20 protein-coding genes are annotated in these 18,633 nt (G+C 58.4%); all 20 read right to left on the bottom strand.

The annotated features are described in order from the left end of the window. Positions 1-125: 125 nt before the first annotated feature. The 20 genes from HV742_RS23330 to HV742_RS23235 all read right to left on the bottom strand — a co-directional run bounded on the left by HV742_RS23330 (position 126) and on the right by HV742_RS23235 (position 18,609). Positions 126-854 carry a carbon-nitrogen hydrolase family protein gene (locus HV742_RS23330; protein ID WP_175146479.1) on the bottom strand — a complete coding sequence of 243 codons (729 nt, stop codon included), beginning with the start codon at positions 852-854 and terminating at the stop codon, positions 126-128. 500 nt (positions 855-1,354) lie between these two features. Beyond that, complete coding sequence (locus HV742_RS23325) at positions 1,355-1,684, bottom strand: hypothetical protein (RefSeq protein WP_175146478.1); 330 nt, start codon at positions 1,682-1,684, stop codon at positions 1,355-1,357. Positions 1,685-1,699: 15 nt separating this feature from the next. Then, a complete protein-coding gene (locus HV742_RS23320; protein ID WP_082385693.1) occupies positions 1,700-1,963 on the bottom strand; it encodes a DUF3717 domain-containing protein in 264 nt (87 codons plus the stop codon). A 29-nt stretch (positions 1,964-1,992) separates the two neighbouring features. Next, entirely contained in the window at positions 1,993-3,297 is a 1,305-nt protein-coding gene (locus HV742_RS23315) for a hypothetical protein (protein ID WP_175146477.1), read from the bottom strand. 27 nt (positions 3,298-3,324) lie between these two features. Next, positions 3,325-3,774: a hypothetical protein gene (locus tag HV742_RS23310; RefSeq protein ID WP_175146476.1), complete on the bottom strand. Its 450-nt coding sequence runs from the start codon at positions 3,772-3,774 to the stop codon at positions 3,325-3,327. 2 nt (positions 3,775-3,776) lie between these two features. Further along, on the bottom strand, positions 3,777-4,529 hold the full coding sequence (locus HV742_RS23305) for a hypothetical protein (protein WP_175146475.1): 753 nt from the start codon (positions 4,527-4,529) through the stop codon (positions 3,777-3,779). A gap of 24 nt (positions 4,530-4,553) precedes the next feature. Next, positions 4,554-5,366, bottom strand: coding sequence for a hypothetical protein (locus HV742_RS23300; RefSeq protein WP_175146474.1), 813 nt, complete (start codon positions 5,364-5,366; stop codon positions 4,554-4,556). 125 nt (positions 5,367-5,491) lie between these two features. Then, entirely contained in the window at positions 5,492-5,962 is a 471-nt protein-coding gene (locus HV742_RS23295; RefSeq protein ID WP_175146473.1) for a hypothetical protein, read from the bottom strand. A 12-nt stretch (positions 5,963-5,974) separates the two neighbouring features. Then, positions 5,975-8,287, bottom strand: coding sequence for a DUF5710 domain-containing protein (locus HV742_RS23290; RefSeq protein ID WP_302478811.1), 2,313 nt, complete (start codon positions 8,285-8,287; stop codon positions 5,975-5,977). Between the two features lie 372 nt (positions 8,288-8,659). Then, positions 8,660-9,361: a hypothetical protein gene (locus HV742_RS23285; protein WP_175146471.1), complete on the bottom strand. Its 702-nt coding sequence runs from the start codon at positions 9,359-9,361 to the stop codon at positions 8,660-8,662. A 14-nt stretch (positions 9,362-9,375) separates the two neighbouring features. Then, positions 9,376-9,636, bottom strand: coding sequence for a hypothetical protein (locus tag HV742_RS23280; RefSeq protein WP_175146470.1), 261 nt, complete (start codon positions 9,634-9,636; stop codon positions 9,376-9,378). Between the two features lie 9 nt (positions 9,637-9,645). Continuing rightward, positions 9,646-10,854 (bottom strand): LPD7 domain-containing protein, encoded by a 1,209-nt coding sequence (locus tag HV742_RS23275; protein ID WP_175146469.1) that lies wholly within the window; start codon positions 10,852-10,854, stop codon positions 9,646-9,648. Between the two features lie 72 nt (positions 10,855-10,926). Further along, on the bottom strand, positions 10,927-12,276 hold the full coding sequence (locus HV742_RS23270) for a KfrB domain-containing protein (RefSeq protein ID WP_175146468.1): 1,350 nt from the start codon (positions 12,274-12,276) through the stop codon (positions 10,927-10,929). Between the two features lie 79 nt (positions 12,277-12,355). Beyond that, positions 12,356-12,895, bottom strand: coding sequence for a KfrB domain-containing protein (locus HV742_RS23265; protein ID WP_054473481.1), 540 nt, complete (start codon positions 12,893-12,895; stop codon positions 12,356-12,358). 57 nt (positions 12,896-12,952) lie between these two features. After that, positions 12,953-13,204: a hypothetical protein gene (locus tag HV742_RS23260; protein ID WP_054473480.1), complete on the bottom strand. Its 252-nt coding sequence runs from the start codon at positions 13,202-13,204 to the stop codon at positions 12,953-12,955. 109 nt (positions 13,205-13,313) lie between these two features. Further along, positions 13,314-14,804 carry a DUF5710 domain-containing protein gene (locus HV742_RS23255; RefSeq protein ID WP_175146467.1) on the bottom strand — a complete coding sequence of 497 codons (1,491 nt, stop codon included), beginning with the start codon at positions 14,802-14,804 and terminating at the stop codon, positions 13,314-13,316. Between the two features lie 206 nt (positions 14,805-15,010). Continuing rightward, on the bottom strand, positions 15,011-16,255 hold the full coding sequence (locus HV742_RS23250) for a ParB/RepB/Spo0J family partition protein (protein ID WP_175146466.1): 1,245 nt from the start codon (positions 16,253-16,255) through the stop codon (positions 15,011-15,013). A gap of 40 nt (positions 16,256-16,295) precedes the next feature. After that, the gene (locus HV742_RS23245; RefSeq protein ID WP_175146465.1) at positions 16,296-17,048 is read right to left on the bottom strand and encodes a ParA family protein; all 753 of its coding nucleotides are present in this window, start codon (positions 17,046-17,048) and stop codon (positions 16,296-16,298) included. A 398-nt stretch (positions 17,049-17,446) separates the two neighbouring features. Beyond that, positions 17,447-17,806 carry a hypothetical protein gene (locus tag HV742_RS23240; RefSeq protein WP_131726790.1) on the bottom strand — a complete coding sequence of 120 codons (360 nt, stop codon included), beginning with the start codon at positions 17,804-17,806 and terminating at the stop codon, positions 17,447-17,449. A gap of 452 nt (positions 17,807-18,258) precedes the next feature. Next, entirely contained in the window at positions 18,259-18,609 is a 351-nt protein-coding gene (locus tag HV742_RS23235; protein ID WP_175146464.1) for an H-NS histone family protein, read from the bottom strand. Positions 18,610-18,633 lie beyond the last annotated feature (24 nt).

Below are 18,633 nucleotides of genomic sequence, written 5' to 3'. Positions count from 1 at the left end.
TAAAGCATATTTTATTGTGATATTAGGCGTTTTTTTCACTAGTGAAAGAACTGGCCGGCGGGCAATTTTGATAAAGGGGGGTGATTTCACTCAGGCAATTGGCGCCACAATCACGCGGTGAAGGCTCATCGATCTGAGTTCGTCGCTTGCACGACGCCGAGACCGAAGAGCCTAGCCCAAGAGCGGACCGTGGCCTTCTGGATAGCTGGGATGGACGTTTGGCTTGCCCACCAGACGTTTGCGGTGGCGATCACCACATCCGGACGATTCGATGTAGCTGCGCTTTGCAGGACCGGCCAGACAAGCAGTTGTTCATAGCAAATAAGGATCATCGCGCGATGTCCTGCGACATCTACAACGCCTGAGGCGGTCCAGTCCGCGACGACGTGTCGAATGGAAGACCATGGGGCCCACATCCCCAAAGGGACGGGGATACGCTGAGCAATTTGCGTGCCGTCGACTTGCCCCAGTCCGAACAGGCCATTGATTCGCTCGACACCGCCACCGCCAGAGGGGCTTTCCGCTCCCACCAGCAACGCTACATCGCGCGCGCGCAGCGCGCGGCTAACGTCAGTCCAATACAGCTTGTTTATCTCCCAGTTACCGCCTACTGCTTCCGGCAGCACAATAAGCGCCGCTCCGGCCCTAGCTGCCGCTTCAGTTGCTTCTTGAAGGCCTCGGATGACCTGGTAGTCATCGGCCTGCCCCAACCTAGTATTCAACCCTACCCACCCTTCTGGCGCTGAAGGCGCTGGGCGGAACGCCGCAAGGATCATCGCGCCAGCGGCCAGCAGTCCGCACGCGGCGAGAAATCTGGTTTCCAAGCTGGTCAAAATTTTCTGTCGGCCTTGCATGCGTTGCGCCAACAACTGGCCCAGGCGTGATGCCGAGGCAGCGACAGCTAGGCCGATCGCCCCACCCCACCACCCCAGGCCAGGCAGCCATACCCCGATGCCACTTGCAGGGTTGGTCCAACCGATAAAGCCTACTGGTGGCGCGCTCACAACCAGGATCGCAAAGAGCGCTCGCACCATGATCCAACGGAGGCCCCAACAAAGGCTCCAGGCGCCGGCGAGTACGAGAGCGGGTACAGTCCAGACAACCAAGCCCCACTGCCAAGAGAGGGAGTCTGGAGAAGATCCGTTCGCGAAAAAAACGGCCCCTCCGTGTAGAAGGCCACGACTGGCCGCCAAGTAGTAGACGAGCATGACCGCAAACGCGGCGCGACGGCTTCCAGCCATGCCCCATCCTGCCACCGCGAGCATGGCTACCGGCAGTGCCCACCAGATGCCGCTGTATCCAACGAGGCCCGCTGTTAGGGCTAGCGAGAAGGCGAGGTATGTAGAACGCCGATTCATTGCCGCGGCTCCAATAGGCGACGGTGCTGCGCCGCACGTCGTGATGTGGTAAGAACCTGCACGCGGGCGCTCAACATCTGTATCTCGCTTCGGAGATGATTCACAAGCATTTCTGTATCTTCGGGTAATAGGCTGCCTCGCTCTGGCTGGTCCAGTAGCTCCATCAGATCCGCTTTGCAGGCAGCGAGGTTTAACAAGACCAACTCCACTTCGGTCTTCTTCGACGCTGAAAGCTCCCGCTGCCCAAGCTGGAATTCCGCCTCGGTCACCTGCACGAGCAGCTGGTCGAGTTCTTCGTCTGCTCGCTTATTGACGGTCGGCGGCATATGCAAAGAGCAGCCCTATGAAGTGGTATGCCACCGCAAATAGGCTGCGCGCTGGTTCGACGTGAATTGGTCGAGCGGCCAAGTTTCGCTACGCGTGTAAATCATCACGCCGTAGACTTCCGCCATGAGGCTTGAATCGCGGCAGAGGACGACCCGATTGCGATCGCCTTCTGCCGAGCTTCCTTGTTTACGGATTGAGCCGCGTCCTTGAGAAGCGTTGCACCGGTTAATCGCCGCTTCAAGCGCCGCGATTCTCACAACCTGTTGGTCTTCGGACATGAGGCGCTCCTTTGGCGTGTCTAACTGCGTCAAGCGCCAGTGGACGTATGTGCTCCGCCCAGCCTGTCTACAGCGTTGCGCAACATGAAGACTTCGGACAGTGCCGTTTGTACGACCATGGTCACCGCCGAGATCAACTGCTGCTGCTGATCGGTGAGCGGCTGGTGCAGCGCATTTGTGCTTCCCCAGTCGAGTTGCGCGGCGCCGGCCGACATGGACTTGGCGTTGGTGGTCTCCGAGCCGTTCGGCTGCTGCAGCGCGCGTGCCTCCCCGGCCTGCAGGCCCTCCTCCTTCGGAGCCGCGATTGCAGGCGCAACTGCTGCAACGGGGACATCGTCCGGATGCGGAGGGACTCTGCCGATCGCATCCGCCGACGTGCGAGCATCGCTCTCCACGTCGGGAGATGCGGGAATAAGCCCGACGTCGCTCGTTGGGGTGGAAGTCGGCGCCACGGTCACCTGGCCAGCGCCACGGGCCTGCACGCTCTCTTGAGCCTGCTCGGCGTCCAACAGACCCTGTTCCTCTGCGGAGGCCTCCACAGGGCGGTGTGTGGCGGCCTGAGCGTTCGAAGCGGCCTCCATGATCCCTTCGGACTGTGCCAAACGGTTCCCGCCCAACTGACTACTTGCGAGTAGTGCCATCAATCCCGCGAACTGCTGTTGAACTTGCTGCTGGCCATGAGCCAACAGCCGCACTGCTTCTTCCAGACTTCCCGCCGCGGCATTGCCCGGCCCCTGCAACGTCAGGAGTCGATCGCCTGGTACCGCAGCGGTTTGGGGGGATGTTTGCTTGCCCGCCGGCGACGAGGGGCGCTCCTCCACCGCGCGCGTGCCGTGCAAGGCGGCGATGGGTATAGCTGCTTCGCTCGATCGTGCCAGGTCGTGGTCTTGCGCGACCTGGCGGGTCACGATCTCGGCGCGGAGGTCGTCGACCAAGGCTTTGCGGTCTGCCCCGGCCCCGGCCTCCATCGTGAGATCGTAGGAGGCCGGGATGTATGCAGCCATGTCCGCGATGACCTCTTCGACATCGGCGTCAGTGTGCACTTCCACCTTCACCCACCCCATGTTCTTCAGCACCGTGAAAAGGTCGCTGTAGCACTGACGGAGGGCCTGCGATGAAGCCCCAGCGTTGATCGCCAAGGCGTCAGAGTCGCAAGTGATCTGCACGCCGCTTTCCGCGTGGGCGAACACCAGCTCGTCAGTGCTCTCAACATCGGCGAAGCCGCATGTCAGGAAGCATCTCGAGATCCAACGATCTTCCTTCGCCAGTTGATTGTCAGTACGCAGTAGGACCGCAGCGTATTCGTTATAGCTTTCCACAAACTGGTGGGTCATTTCTTTCTCCACATAAACTGAGGCCTGTTAGCGGCCGATAAAATGCGACAAGAGCGCGCCAGCCAGCCCGCAGCACAGGCCGAAGCCCACCACTAGCCATGCAGGCACCTTCATCCCGGAGGGGGGCTTGGCCGAGGCATCGAGGAACATCGGGGCCAGCTTGGCGATAAGGCCCTTTGACACGATGGTTGCCTGGTCTTCGAGTGTTGTGCGGTGCGTGGCGATTGCGCTCGCGGTTGCCTCTTTGATTTTTTCGGGCAGTTCGTTGACCAGGTGCTGGTGAAGACCCAATATGACGAGAATAATGACGATCGGATCGTCATCGGCTATGCCGTATTGATCTTGAATGGCATTCCAATGCTGCGCGTCTTCGGCGGTGAGCGGGCGTTGGAGGATGCGCTCGACGCTGGTGACCAGGCCGCTCTTGCTGGTATGCAGCGCGGTGCCCTGGCCGGCGGAAGCCTGTTGATTGGCCATTGTCAGATGATTCCTTGCTTGAGGTTCGATGCGTCATTCGCTATGGCCGGGGCCAGAGCTTCCGTAACGTCACACATCCAGTCCCGCACACGCTTGCGGGAGAGTGCTCGCGGCGTAACCACCTCAGGCGACTCGCGGTCGCACCGTAGTTCTGCATATTCCCAGGGCGGCAGGCGCAGGCGCTTGACTCGATCAAGTTCGCCGGCCATGAGCCGCGGGAAATCGATGACATGCTCGAAACCTGGAGCGTATGTTTCGTTGAATGTGCGGAAGCGCAGTGCATCCCCGAAATGGAGGTTGCGAATCGGATAGAGCCGCTGGAAGCGCATGGAGAGCGTTTCGAGGTAGCGCAAGCCGTCCTCCGCTGGGCTCATCACGAAAAGAAATTTGAATAGGACGTCGACCTCCTCCGACATGCTCTCGGTGCATTGGAGGGTCGAGTCGAACCACCCCATCAGCTGGTCGTCCGCTCCGTCGGGCGTATTGATGACGACGTGCTCCGATACCTTGACGTAGCTCATCACGATGCGGAAGTATTCATCTTCCGTCATGCTCGAATGTGAGTCGGGCCGCAGGCGCCGAAAGTCGAGTTGCCGTGCAGGAAGCTTACGGTCATAGATCCTGTGCACGTCAGGAGTGCGCCCGTCTCCGTCGATCACGGATACCTCGTGCGTGCCAAATTCCTGCATCAGGGCTTGTGCAAGGCCAATCGCAACTGCCGATTTGCCCGCACCACCCTTGTTGCCAGATACCATCCACACTGTAGGCACGGCTACGGCCTAAAGATCCACGTAGGACCAGACTTGCTCCATCGGAACAGCGAGGTCCTTACTGAGATAGTTCTCCAGTTTCCACTGCTCGCTTTCCAGCAACTTGAATGCCGCGGCGTTTTGGACTGCCTGCGAGAACGGCATCATGCCGTCCGGATCGGCTGCGAGTTTCGTCGTGACCCGCATATGCAGGCCAGGCAGGGATACGGTAATTGCCTTTCCCTTCCGCTCAAGTTCGACGCGGAACGGTGACTCGTCCCAGATGAAGAACTGGTCAGGCGCCCCGAAAACCAGATTGCGCACGATGATGATCTTGTCGATCAAGGAGCCCACGTTTTCGTATGTCGTGTGCAGCAGATTCACTGAGTCTGCGAACAGGTTGATCAGCCAGAACATCACGACTTCGGGCTTTCCCTGTACCTTCGATTTGAGGTAACCGCAGAAGTCTTCGAAGTCCTTCTGCATGGCTTCGCCTATGCCGGCCGGCAACGAGATAGCGATGTGGTGATCCGGGTGCGCGCGAACGAAGTCAATTACGTCCATCCAGCCGTCGTCGCGGCGCAGGTTGATCATCTGGCAGACGGTTTGTCCGGAGAAGATCCGGATGACGTCAGGGTTTCGAGTGTCTGCTTCGATTACGGCCATTTTGTGCCCGCGCTGCAGCGCGCGGTCAACGAACACGTGGAAGGCGAACGACTTGCCTACGCCACCCTTATCGCCATGGAAGAGAAACACGCGTTGTTGGAAGGGCTTGGCGGACGCAGCCGGTGCCTCCGATGCTGTCGCGCCGCCGTCCACAGAAGCAGAACCGTTTTTAGCCATTTTGCACTCCGTAAATTGAATAGTGCAATATTTATAGCATACGGTTGTACTTTGTTAAGCCTAAGAATGCCAATTCCGCTCAAGAGCGGCTGGGAGGCCGCCCGGCCCGCCGGGGCTGCGCTTGTTCAACCGCGGCGGGGAATATGTGGTGTCGCCGTCGGTCGAGGCGCCGTTTCACCGAAGGTGCGCGCCATGCCTGCGTCGAGGGCTTCGCAAACTCGCTGTAGACCGGCCACGCTCAACGGTTTCGCCATCTCGTTTGACATGACTGGTGGGAGCGAATCACCTGAAGGCGTCTTGCCGTCTCGCGCCCACGCTAAGACGCTCTGCCGTAACGCAAAATCAGCCCTAGTTCCAGCTGTAGCGTTGAACAAATCATCAAGCTCGCCCTGCGCAACGCCACCTGGCAACTGGAATTTTTCGGGCTGATCCACCTCAAATCCCGGCCGTTGGTGGGCCATTGCCTGGTCAGCGACGAATTGTAGGCTGGCCCGATCGGCCAGCGGTGTTCTTCCGGTCGTATAAACCCATACGGTATCCGCAGTGAGCACTTGTTGGACAGCGCTCAAAGCGATGGAGTCGATCAATTTATTCATAGGTGCATGCTCTTATCGCTTTACCGGCCCTTGGCCGTGTTTCGCTGAAATCGCTTCGTTCGCAGCTAGCGATATCTGCTGCGCGGTTAGGCCTAGCGCTCTGAGCCTGGGAGCGAGTTGTTGGAGAGTGTGGGCAGCGCCTTCCCTCAACTTCAGATCATTGAAATCCGTCGGGCGACCGTCAAGGGATGCAAAGACAGGCACAACAGCGATGCCACCCAATATCTTCGCGGCCTCTTCGCCGCACGTGCGGCCTTTATTCTCCAGGACCAGTTGAACATGCCGGTCTGATCCCTTGCGGGCCATATCGACACGGACTTTTTGAACGCCGGCGCCATCCCGCGTCTCGATGAATAGTCGGTACTTCCCATGGTCGGTTTCATGCCAACGGTCATCCGCGATTGCGGATCCGAGAAACACACTGCGCAGGCCTGCACCATCACCAGCCTGTACTTGCACCTCCCGACCGGTGGTGTTCACATGCGGCAGGTCGGGCATTACCTCACGCACCTGGTCTAACGCCCGCTCGATTATGAATTGGTCGTTGTCACAGCAGACGATCTTAGGTTGCGTGGAAGGAAGTCGCTTGGACAGAGCCTTGGCCACCTCAACCAGGTTGCCAGCGTCAAAGGTGACGACCACAGGAAGACCGCGGCCCAGATCCTCATAAACACTTGCCGCGGTGGCATAGCCTTCTAAGAAGATTGCTGCTGGAGCAGCAGCCAATTCTGCCACGCTGTTCACACCGATAAGGTGAAAGGCCGCCTTCTTACCTGCACCGGCGACAAAGACCTTACCGCCCTTCTCCCGACTGGATATAACTTGGGCGGTCCTTATCCTGTCGTCGACGTCTTGGCCAGGGACGACCAGGAACTGATCATTCCAGCTCTTGAACTCCGGCAGGTTCAGTAGCTCGCGCAATTGACGCTCATCGCCACAATGGAACAGCCCATGCGCGTCAACGCCCTTCCGCTTCAGATATGGATGATCCTGCCCGTGGACTGCCTTGAGCTCCTGCAGGATCGATCTTGTCTGTTTCGCAATTTCACCTTGTTGGTGCGCAAGCTCCCGATCTCGCAGCGCCGACTGCTCACGTGCTTGGGCTTCATGAGCCGCGCGGGCCTCGGGACTGATGGATCTCCCGTCATATCTCCACGGACCGGATGTTCCTTTAAAGTTCTTGATGAATCCGTAGGGCACCACGGCGTCTACACAAAGGATATAGGACCCCTTCTTGCTGTTTCCCTTGGCATCGGATGTGGGCACATAGTGCCACTTGTTGTCATCCACCGGTCCTCCCAGAGGCTCAACCAGGCCATGCGCACGCATCGCCTCGGCAAACGAGTCAAGCACGTCGTTTCGCGAAACCGCTACACCACGGGGCATCCATTTATCGACTTTGCCAAGGTCGGTCCCTTGTGGCACATACCAGCCCCGAAATTCGGGGTGCCACCTCACACCGGCTGCCTTCGCGGCCGAGATCTCGCTGGGCGGAACCGCCAAGAAAATATGCCCTTGTCGGCCAGCGTTCGGTGCGGCAGGCGAGCCATCCAAGGTCCGGCGCGGCGCTGGAACAGCGGTCGATTGGGATGCTTCCCGGACAGGCTTTGCTCCCACTTGAACACTGGCAGTTCTCGCAAGTTTTGCAATATTTACTGCGATCGCCTGTGCATCTCGGGCGGCACGAAAGAACTCGTCCGGGTCTTCCAGGAGTTTGCTGGTGAGTGGTAGCAACGAGGCCGATTCGATGCTTGGTCGATACCAGTCACCGGCCTCGCGAACAAACAGATAGCTTGCCAGCTGGACGCGCAGACTGTGTTGCCATTCTGCCCCCTTGTGCGGAGAATCTAGCAATTGACCGGCTGCGCGTCTGGCGAGCGCGCTCGAGCTAAGCAAGTGTGCACGCTCGATGCGCCCTCCCAATGCGTTTGCGAAGGCGTTGATATCTATCGGTGCCGGCCGTGCGCCGGGCGTAAGATCCGGCATGCCGATCACCTCGGCAGCGTTGTAGAGCTTGATAACGGACGAGCGATACTGCTCGCGCTCATTGCCCACAGATCCCGCCGGCTCCCTTTGCCAGAAGATCAAGTTTGTTCCACCGCCTGGACGGACGCGCCAGCCTGCATTCTCGGCCTGTCGCGCGGTTATGAAGCGGGGGTCGTTCCAGCCGTGAACTTGCATCGCCGATAGCAACACCAGAGCATTAGAACTCTTGAAAATGCGTTCCGCTCCGGCGATGCCGTTGTATGGCATCGCGGGTGCAGGCAAGTCTGCACGGTCCGACCGTTGCCAGGGGGCACGCTGCTTTCGCATGAGGCTCACCATTTCGGTGACAAGGTCACGCCGGAACAGCCTCTCGGAATCGGGGTAGCTACTCACAGGTGACGGCCTTTAGTCGACCACGGCCAGGCTTTTCACGGCGGCGCGCGTTACTCCGCCAAGCGCAAATGCGGCGATTGGCACATGGGATACTCCGCTCAGAGCGTCCAGAGCGATCGGAGACAGCTTCGCGGTCCTTGATGTACCGTCCGGCGCCCCAAGAGTTCGAGACTTCCTGGAGAGGTGCAGCGACGGCGCGTCGAAGAATGGACAGTCGTGTCGGGTAGCAATGAAGGCCCCGGCTGCGGACACAAATACCTCAATCGAGATCATTGCTGCATCTTCCTTTTTCACTGGTGAAAAATCCGTCAGAGCCGATCAGCGTCGATGGGATTGCCGAATAGCCTGCTGTTCGGTTTGTGATTGAGATTTGCCCTTGTCCACTACTTGCCCGTTCTTGAACTGCAGATCCAGTACCTTGTTGACGGCAAAGGTCACTCCGCCCAAGACTGACTTGTCGATCGCCGTCGCGGTCTGAGCGCGACCGTTCACAGACAACAGCACATGGCTTTCCGTTTCACCCAAGACCAGACCGCTGTAGCGGCCGTTCTGCAGATCCGGCGCCACGTAGTTCCGTTGCAATGCGAACAACGCATCCATTGCGTTGTGCAATCCAAAGCCTGGTGCCGGCGCGCGGCTGGGCGTGATAGCCGATCCTTGAGCAAGCCCAACTTTCGCTGCTGGCGTGGACATGTTTTGACTTTCAACGAGCGACGTCGCTGACAGCAACGCTTGCCCCTTTGAAGCTAGCAGCGCCTTCATGTTGGCGAAGCCGCGCGACAGTGCAGAAGTCAACTGATCAACAGTGCTGGCTTGATTCGTGCTTTGGCTTTGCGCGACCTGATTCTGGGTTGAGGGAGGCAACAAGCCCTGCTGATTGTGATGAGCCACTGTGCTGGTCATGGCCAGGAGGCTGGTCATGGCGTGCGGCAGGGAGACAGCCGTAGAGAGATTGACGCCGCTAAGCGTTTGTGTGAATTGGTCGTAGAGATCGCTTGCACGCTTCGAAAAATCATCCATGGTGTGCCCCGACGTTATTGGTAGGATGGGTAAGAAGGTTCAGCAAACTGGCTTTCCACCAAATTGCAGAACTGGTCAACGAGGTGGACCATTTTCGCGACCGGGGTCTCGCGAACATCAAGCCTGCCGGCTTGAACGTCAGTGAGGAATCCTGCGTAAATCACCGCTTGGCGCAACTCGGGGTTGAGTTGGCCGAGCATGGTTGATGCTTGGTCTAGTCGTTGAATGACTCGGCCAACGTCAGGAAGTGCATAAGAAATTACCGCGGCATGCATCTGACACTCCTATCTTTTGGGTCGTACCCCGAGGCCGTGGTCGCGCCCGGGAACGAGCTTTCCATTTGAAAACTGCACGTTGAGCAGTTCGCCTATCTTGTAGTCGACGCCGTCGATTGCAGCCTTTTCGATCGCCGTAGCGGTATTGGCGCGGCCGTCCACGGTTACGATGATGTGGTGCGACGTGCCCGCCAAAACTCGACCGTGATAGGTCCCGCTTTGAAGATTGGGCGCGACCATATCCTTCTTGAACTTGAGGATCTGCTCTTTGGCGTCAGAAAGGGATTTCGCCACTACATCCGGGCGGCCCTCTGCCACGCTTTGCTGAGCGGCCCGTTCTGCGAGCCGGCTGTCCAGCATCGCTTGGTCTTTCTCGGTAGGTTCGTACCCTTGCACCTCCAGCCCTTGGAGACGGCCTTCGAGCCAGGAAGCCTGTCGATAGCGGGGCGTGCCGCCCACCTCGATCGACGTCCACCCCTTGCTCTTTGCAAGCTCGATACCCGCTCGAAAGGTGTCGATGTCGCGGTTTTTCAACGTGATTTGTGCGCCACCGTCGATTAGGGCTGGCTTGGTTTGGCCAACGCGCGTGTATGCGCCCGTTCCATCACGGATGTAGAGTCCGCCAAGAAGGACGTCGGGCGGCGTCTTGACTGGCGCTTTGGACTGGCTGGTGCCTGCGCGAATCAGCCCTTCGCCCTCTTCTTCGGTCGCCTTGCCGCCAGTCGACATACGCTCAGCGCCCATCTCCTTTGCTTGGGCGCCTAAGCCAGGTGGAGGCATGTCGGTTGCCTGGCCAACGCGCGGCTGCGCCGCCGCAGGCTTGCCCTGGCGGATAAATGATTCTTCAGCGACTTCGGCTTCGACCTGCGTAGCTGGTCGCCACCATCTCACGAAATCTTCATGGTGCTTCTGCAACCGAAGCAGCTCAAGAGCCTGGGGGCCCAATAGGTCCGTGCTGCTTAACCCACCCAGAGCCCGCAAGTCCTGGAGCGCCATGCCGGCCGGCGTCTTAGCCCTTGCATCGGCGCCTGCCGCGAGCAGCAGCTCGGCAATCCGCCCGTTCTGGATTCCGGCGTGATGGAGCACCGTGAAGCCCTCGGCGTCGCGTTCGTCCAGAATGGAGAGCGTCGCTTTGTCGCGAAGCATTTCCTCGACTCGTCCCTGGTCCCCCGCCTTCACGGCGTCGAACAGCTTTGTAGATTGATCCACACGGGGCATTATTTGTCGCTCCAATTTCTAAATAAAGATTGTCTGCTGGATCAATCTTTCCCCCAGCAGACCATTCGTTCGCTAAGCGTGGCGCCGGCCGGCCACGCGCTGGCTCTGGTTGATCGTCTGATGTCGTTCTTCCACCAGAGCCTTGCCGCTCGGTTGGTATGAGATCTTGACCATCTGCCCCACCTTCGGAATCTCCGCCAGATTGCGCAACTCATGTGCTTTCATGAATTCACGTCCGCTTGCCTGCAGGGCGTAGCGATCGTTGGCGTAGAGAATAGTGCCCTCTTGCCACTCGGGGGCCTTCGGTACCGGAAAGCTCACCTTGGCGCCGGCCAGGCGGTCCTGAGCGGCGGCCAGCACTTCCTTGCGCGCGAAGGTGTCTTCACGAATCTCGCGGCGGCCGTCGGCCACTGCGCGGCCGAAGACTTCCGGCGCGCCAGGTTGTTCAAGGGCGCCGTTGGGCACCACGAAGGACTTCAGGGCGGCATCGAAGGAGACTTTGCCTGCCCCGTTGAGGAACTTGTCCATTCGATGCAACGCCTGCGCGGGCCGGCTATTGTGGTGGTCAAACGCGACCAGCATGTCGCCGTTTTCGCGCCGCGTCACCGTGACGCCGTCGATCTTCTCGCCCATCGTTGCGATCAGTTTGTCGTAGCTCATGCCGGCGAATTCGGCATGGGTCTGCTGCTGGGTAAGTACGGACGCGCGGCCTTTGTCGTTGTACTTGATACCCATGTTGTCACCAACGAACACTTGGCGGTCCAGTGCCGATTGCTGGTGTATGACAATTGAGGTTTCGCCGTCGGAGCGGCCAGTTTGTTGTGCCGCGTAGTGGCGATTGGCCGCGACGATTTCCCCAGAGTAGATCCAGTCCTTGCGGTGGAAGTCCGAGACTTTGACTATTTCGCCGGCTGGGAATCTTCCCGCTGCGGGGCTCAGCTGAGCGATTACCGCTTCGCGGGCTTGCTCCTGGTCCGCCAGTGTCTGTCCGGCGGACTCCAGCGCCGGCAGAAGCGCGTTTCGCGCTTCCAGCGGAACCGACCAAACCTTCGCTTCGGTGAGGAACTGCGCGCCAGGCAGGCCGCGCATCGAGCGAACGATGTCTGGATGAAATGGGAGGCCCACTTCGTAGGTCATAGCGCCGCGGTTGAACTGGACAGACACGCGGTCCTTCAAGCTCACAAACACCGGCGGCAGGCTATCGGAATCGAGAGGGTTTGCGACGTCTTGCGCCTCGAAATGCTGCAGTACGGCTGCCACGATCGCGTCCTGCTTCTTGCCGTCGAGGCCGGCGGTCCCCGCGGCGATGCGAAAGTCCTCGAGGATTTGAAAATGCCCCTGCAGATCCGCGCCCTTGATGGTGAACCCAATACCCGACGGGTCGAACTCCACATCCGTTTTGCCCAGCTTCTTGGTCGCCATTTTTTCAATCTCCAATAAATATTGGTGAAACACTTCCACGGATCTACCGTGTGCGGCCATCAGGATCCGGCCGCGGGATTTAGCGGGAAATTCCCCCGCGCTTTTGGGTTAACCCTTGTATCGAGACATGGGCCGGGCGGCGCAAGTCATTCGAATAGGCGATATCGAGCGATTGCCCCAGCTGCGGCACGCGATCGAGCTTGGCCAACTCGTGGACGACGACTTTGCCACGTCCAACGTCCTGCACCAAGTGCAGATCGGTGCGGACCTTTACGGAGCCAGAATATGTACGGTTGGCCTCAGCAGTACTGACGAGGACTTCGTCGCCCATCTGGTTGCGCAATTGCGAAACTGCCAATGTGTAGCTCGCGTCCAGATTTCGCTCTACCAGGTCAGTGCTGATCGAGGCGAGTTGGCCAGTCTCACGCAACTCGGCTTCTGCTTCATATAGTGCGCGAGTGGTCCGCGAGACCTGTGCGGGCAAGACACCGACCCTGGTGGCCGCATCGCCCGGCCGCACCCCATCGACCATTACAAGGCGGGCGGCCGCGAGAGACTTATCCGAAAGTCGGGGCCTTTCCTGGGCCAAGCGTTCGAACAACTCCGGAGCAATCCCCATGCCTTATTTCCTTTAGCAGCCAAGCCGGCTTTTCACTGGTGAAAATCTAACCGGACTCTACATGTCTGAAAGCGCTTGCTGCGCCTTCAACCTAACACCCTCGAACCAGTTCTCAACGTCGTCCGACGTAAATGACGCCTGTTGCATCGCGAGCGACACATCTGCGGGCTCCAGTTCAGCCTTTTCAAGGTCATCGCGCGTGTAGTGTACCTGCGCCTTGTTCTCGACGGCTCGACCATTCATTACGGCACTCATCTTGACTCCTAGCCGCCCTTTGGCGACGCCAACAGCAATCTCCGGCACAAACATGCGCATTCCTTCGCGTGCAGCCGTCGACAAAGTGTCGTTGATGCTTAACACTAAGTCAACAGTAATTTAACAGTTAATTAACAGATAAAATCACATTAAATATTGCAGACTAACTTTCGGTAAAGATGACTCGCTGATATTGCGTGCGTTCATCGCTGGCATTGTCGATCTGGACCAGGCCGTTGTACTTGGGCCTCAGACGCTCAAGTTCATTCTTCGAAATCTTCAGCGACCGCGCTGCCTTCTCCCAGTAGGTGTCATCAAGACGGAAGATGAACTTGGCGCCGATGTTGACTAGGAATGCTTCGGTGAAGTTGCTGGGGGACTGGCTTACCGCCCACAAGCAAAGGCCAAATTTTCGCGCCTCTTTGGCGATCTTGTTGGGCATGTTGTCTTCGTCATCGGAGAAAAAGATGTCGCTCTCGTCTAGACAGACGATCTCTTGCACCTGTTGCTGCTGGCCTCTTTCTACCGCCTGGTCAAAGCGATCGGCCAAGACGAAATGGACAAACATTTCGGCTTCGGCGGGTTGCAACGCGCTGATGTCGTACCGCCACACGGACGCCTCCGGATCGAATGGCGGGGGCTCGGGTCTGAAAATTCCGACGTCGTTCAAGTTGGTCAAGCGGTCGTAAACGCTGTGCATCACTTCAGCGCTTTTGAGTTCCAAAACTTCATCAAGCTCACGGCCGGTTTGCACCTGTTGCAGATACGCCTGGAACGCTTCGATTGCCTTGTCCTGCGCGTCATTGCGACTTTTAAGTAGTCGCTCCAATTCCTCGCCAAGCGCTTCATTCTTCTGTTGTGCCAGGCACAACTTGTGGTAGCGCGTGGCGTATTTATTCACGTCTTGCAAGTGGTGCACAGCGGCGGTATTTGTCCCAAGGTAAGCCGCCTCGAGTCGTCGTCGTGCAAACACAACAGCATCGTCAAGCGTGGGATTAGCCTTTGCGAGACTTTTCGGTGCCCATAGCAGCAACTCACCTTCATAGCGCTCGCGCGGAACCCACCAACCCTTCATGTCCACATCGAACGCAGCGCCAGCCGCCTTGGCGAGATCCTTCTGTGCAAACGGCACGTCCAGGTACACGCGATTCTCGCGCCCCTTCATGCGCGCTGCGACCTCCGCGGGATCAAGAGGGCACCAGCTGCGGGGATCCTTGGCTGAGAATCCTCTGCTCTTGTAGAGATCCTGAAGCAGGCGACGCAGCGCCGCCTGTTGCCTCGCCCCTAGTGCGTGTCGACGCGTAATGCCAGTGATGAATTTGGCGATTTGCTTGCGAACTCCACCAAAATGAGGATGGGGATTGATCGCAAGCGGATTGATACATCCGTAGGGGGTTGATTCGCTGAACTTGACGACGCTCTCTCCTGGCGTGTCTAGATCGTTGTGCCTATCGAAGACATAGAAGCGCACACGCCCTTCGGCGCTGGCCGAAGCATGTCGTATCGCTCGGCGCAGTTGAGCTGACTTGCCTGCACCGGACTTGCCCGCGAACATGATGTGAGAGTTAACGACCCGCGCCTCGTCCCAGAAGACGCTGATTTGCTCTTTTTCGCGCTCCCACTTGTCCTGAATCACACCAACCGGAAACCGCATCTACTTCCCCGTAAAGGCCGCCTCTAGAGAGGGAAGGCAACCCGAACATTTGCAATGCTTGTGCAAGTATTTCAAGATAACACAAATATTGCCATATTGCGAACAATATGCCATATATCGGCATATATCCCCTTTCGCCTTCGCCGAAAAATGAGAATGCCCAGGTCCTAGGAGCCTGGGCATTCTCGAGCTGGCGAGCCGCTGGCCTATTTGCTGGCCAACTTGTGTCCAGCCTCGGCCAGTTTTAGCCCGAGCATCATCGGCGGCAAGCTTTCGACTTCTTCGCCTTCACCGAGTGCGCTCAGAACCTCACGCACTACCAGCTCAGGCAAGCGGAAACTGACCGACAAAGATTGAAGCGTGCCGCTGGCCTTTGCCTTCTTTTTCTGGAGCTGCACCAGAATGGCCGATAGCTGCCCGACGGAGAGCTGCGAAGTGACGATGCTGCCAGGAGCATGCGTCGCACCTGACGTCTGCCCTGCCGGCGCCGAGTCGTGTTCCTCACGGTGAGCGGTGCTGATGCCGTTACCCGGAGTGTTATCCATCGTCCTGAGCTTGCCGTCGTGCGGCTCCAAGCCTTCAGCCGAAAGGCCGTCAGGAGGGCGGTAGCCGTCCGGGGTCTCCGCAGTGTCGGCGTTCATCATCATTCGCTGCGCGGCGGCGGCCGGGTCAAGCACGTTCGATTGCGACGTAGCGCCGGGAGCAGTGCTACCGCCGTCGCCCGGCGGCGTGACGGGCAGCCCGCGCTTCACCATGGCTTCGAAACGTCGCAGTTCTTGCGAAGTAAGCTCGCCGGAGTCGCGCGCAGCGCACATGGCGTAGATCTGGTCTTGTACCTCGTCGGGCAGCTGGGTGACCGCGTAGAGGATCCAGGCCTTCTGGATGTAGCCGGGTTTCACCCACTTCTGGTAGTTAACGTCGTCCGCGAAGGCCAGATAGCGAGTGACCCATGCAGGCTTCTTGCCGAAATGCGCAGCGAGTTCATGCTTTTTCATTTCGCCCGCGGCCACAATGTCGGCGATGTAGCGCGCCGTGTCCAGTTCGGACAGATCTGCACGGTCGACGTTTTCGGCCAGGCGATACAGCCGCAGGCTTACGCCCTTCAAGTCGTTGCGGATGTTCGCCCGGATCTCTTTCCATTCGAGCAGATGGGCGGCTCGGACACGGCGTTCTCCGACCGCGATCTTGAACCTGCCATTGTCGAGCTCGATCAGTGTCACTTCGGCTTGCTGACCGTGGATCTTCATGCTCGAGGCAAGCTCCTGCAGCTTTTCCTGCACCTCGGGCGCGATCACGCCATCGGGCGTGTAAAAGTCCTGCCGCGGCTGGCTCGAGTCGAAGTCGATGAGATGCAGCGGGACGACCCTCACGCCGGCGCCGGAAACGGCTTGCGACGCCTTCGACTTTTCCGCATTCGCTGCGATTTTTTGCAATGTGGACAACGACGTCATGCGATTACCTCTCTTGTACCTGTGTTTTCTGTGCTTTGACTTACTGAACAACGGCGCGGACAAAGCCGAGCCATTGGTCCTTGGTAGCTTTGTTCGCGCGCCGATACCGCCAGACAGGCACGGGCACGTCCTCCTGGCGGCAGTCGGCGACCGCAACGCGATCGTTGAGCACCGCGATCACTTCGTCGCCATAGCTTTGCTGTACGACCGCGCAAATGGTCTTATGCGACTTTGACGATGCCTTGAACTTATTGATGGCGATCATCGTAACGAGCCCGGGATTCTCGAACCTGACCGACTCCAAGGTCTTGTAGACGTTCTGGAGGCCGATCACTGCTTCGGTATCGGGTTCAACAGGGATGACTACCCGATCCGACCAATATAACGGTGCGACATGCCGCAAGCCGATCGCCGGCGGCGTGTCGATGATCAGCACGTCGTACGGTAGTTCGCGCAGCTTCTCTTTCATCTTGGAGGAGTAGGCAAGATCTTCGACCTTCGAATCGCTGTCGATGGCCTCCAACTGCTCGTGGCCATGCCACACTTCGATTCCATTGGCGGTTGTCCGCGAGGGCTTCGCCGTGCCGCCAGATTTCAGCAGTTCCATGGCCCCGCCCACATAGTCGTGTTGTATGTCGAACTCGTTGGTCAGCGCGCGGCTGAGACTGCCCTGCGTATCAAGATCAATCACGCCTGTGCGCAGGCCTTGTTCCTGTGTGTAGCGCGCCAGGTTGAAGGCAGTAGCAGTCTTCCCGACCCCGCCCTTGCGATTGATGAACGTGTAAATAAACATCCGTTGGCATCCTTCTTGTCGCGTAGTGTTCACCCGTCACCCATTAATGTATGGCCGACGTTGGTCTGGATCTATTTTGTTTCCGCCTTACCCGCCAGCAACTTCAGCGCCGGGTTGCGTCCCAACCAGTCGCGCATTAGATCCTGAGCCGTTACCGTACTACCACTGCCCTGCTGGAGTGTGGTTTGCGCGGCGAGCGAGCGATATGCCACGATTAGGTCACCGTTCAAGCGGAGGGTGAGTGCTTCTGTTTCACCCGGGGTCTTGCTCCTAGCCATAAAATCACCGTACAGTGTTGTGATGCTGTGATGTTAGAGCATTGCATAAAATAATGCAACATCGATTTTCACCGGTGAAAAAAAAGCCTCGCATGTGCGAGGCTTGTGTCGGAACGGCGATTAGGCATTGGTCGGCGGGTACATGTATTTGACCCACCAAAAGATTGCGGTGTAACAGAACACCGACATGGAGACATCCAACTCTGTGCATAGGCGTTCAACCTGGTCCTTGAGCGCATTCGACACTTGGAGGTTAAAGGTGTTCCAACCAAGCACCGTTCGCGGCTTGGGGCGCCGCCAGGTAAGTGGACTGCTCGCCGCCCACGGTTGGTACATGATGAACTGCCTCAGCATTTCTTCGTTCATCACCATCAGCTTGCCATACTTGAGCATGGCAAGCCCCTTCAGATAGCGAATGATCTCCACTGGACAACGTGTTTGGATGATGACCAGGGGACTCTCGCCGAGCGATTGTTGCATATGCTTTAACGTGGAGGTGAAAGGCGGCGCTGCGGGCGGGACAATGGACTTGTAGGACGCCGCCACTTCATTATAAAAGGTCCATAGTCGTTTGCAGACAACATTAGAACACTACAACATCTTTTGTCCACCGCTAAAAGCCCGCATTGTGACAAGAAAAATGTCTTGTGCAGAAAATTTTCTGCACACTGCTGCGATCGGTGTGCGCCCCGCATTTCCGCGGCCGCGCCGCAGCGATGAGGAGCCCGGGACTGGTCTGTGGGTACTCGGATTCCAACGCCCTGCGCAGCTACGCTATCTTGAGTTGGACCTATTGGGGAGACGGTGCCGGCTAGCAGATTGGGCCGGTCTAGGTATGCAGCGGAAAGCGGCTGCAGCGAGATGCATAGCGAACGGATTGCGCAACAATCCGTTCGTGTTCGGCTTGAACGTGACGCGCTTGTTCAATTACCTCAAGGAGCGATGAGGAATGCCTCGCGTGATGTGCCGGCACGCTCGGCTGCACTCAACCAGCGCGGTGGCTTACCCCTTCCCGTCCAGGTGTCGCCGGTGGCCTGATCGCGATACTTCGGCGCAACCGGCGCGCGCCTGCGTGCATCGTCGGCGCGCGGCATCTTTTGCGCGCGTCTCGCCTTCGGAGCCGACTCCAGGGCCTGCCGGATATCGTCGGGTGTCAACGAATGCCCGCGCATGACCTGCACAATCCGTTGAACTTCGATCGCGCGGTGTTTCACCAGTGCACGGTCGAGCTGCGATTGCAGCTTCTTGATCTGCGAACGGAGGCGCGTGATTGTCTTGTCCATGAGCGTCGTTTCCTTAGTAGAAAT

Origin of the sequence: Achromobacter ruhlandii, from assembly GCF_902859695.1 — a bacterium.
GTDB classification, from domain to species: domain Bacteria; phylum Pseudomonadota; class Gammaproteobacteria; order Burkholderiales; family Burkholderiaceae_B; genus Achromobacter; species Achromobacter ruhlandii.
The sequence above is the reverse complement of the archived record's forward strand: the minus strand, read 5'-3'. Positions and strand labels throughout refer to the sequence as shown.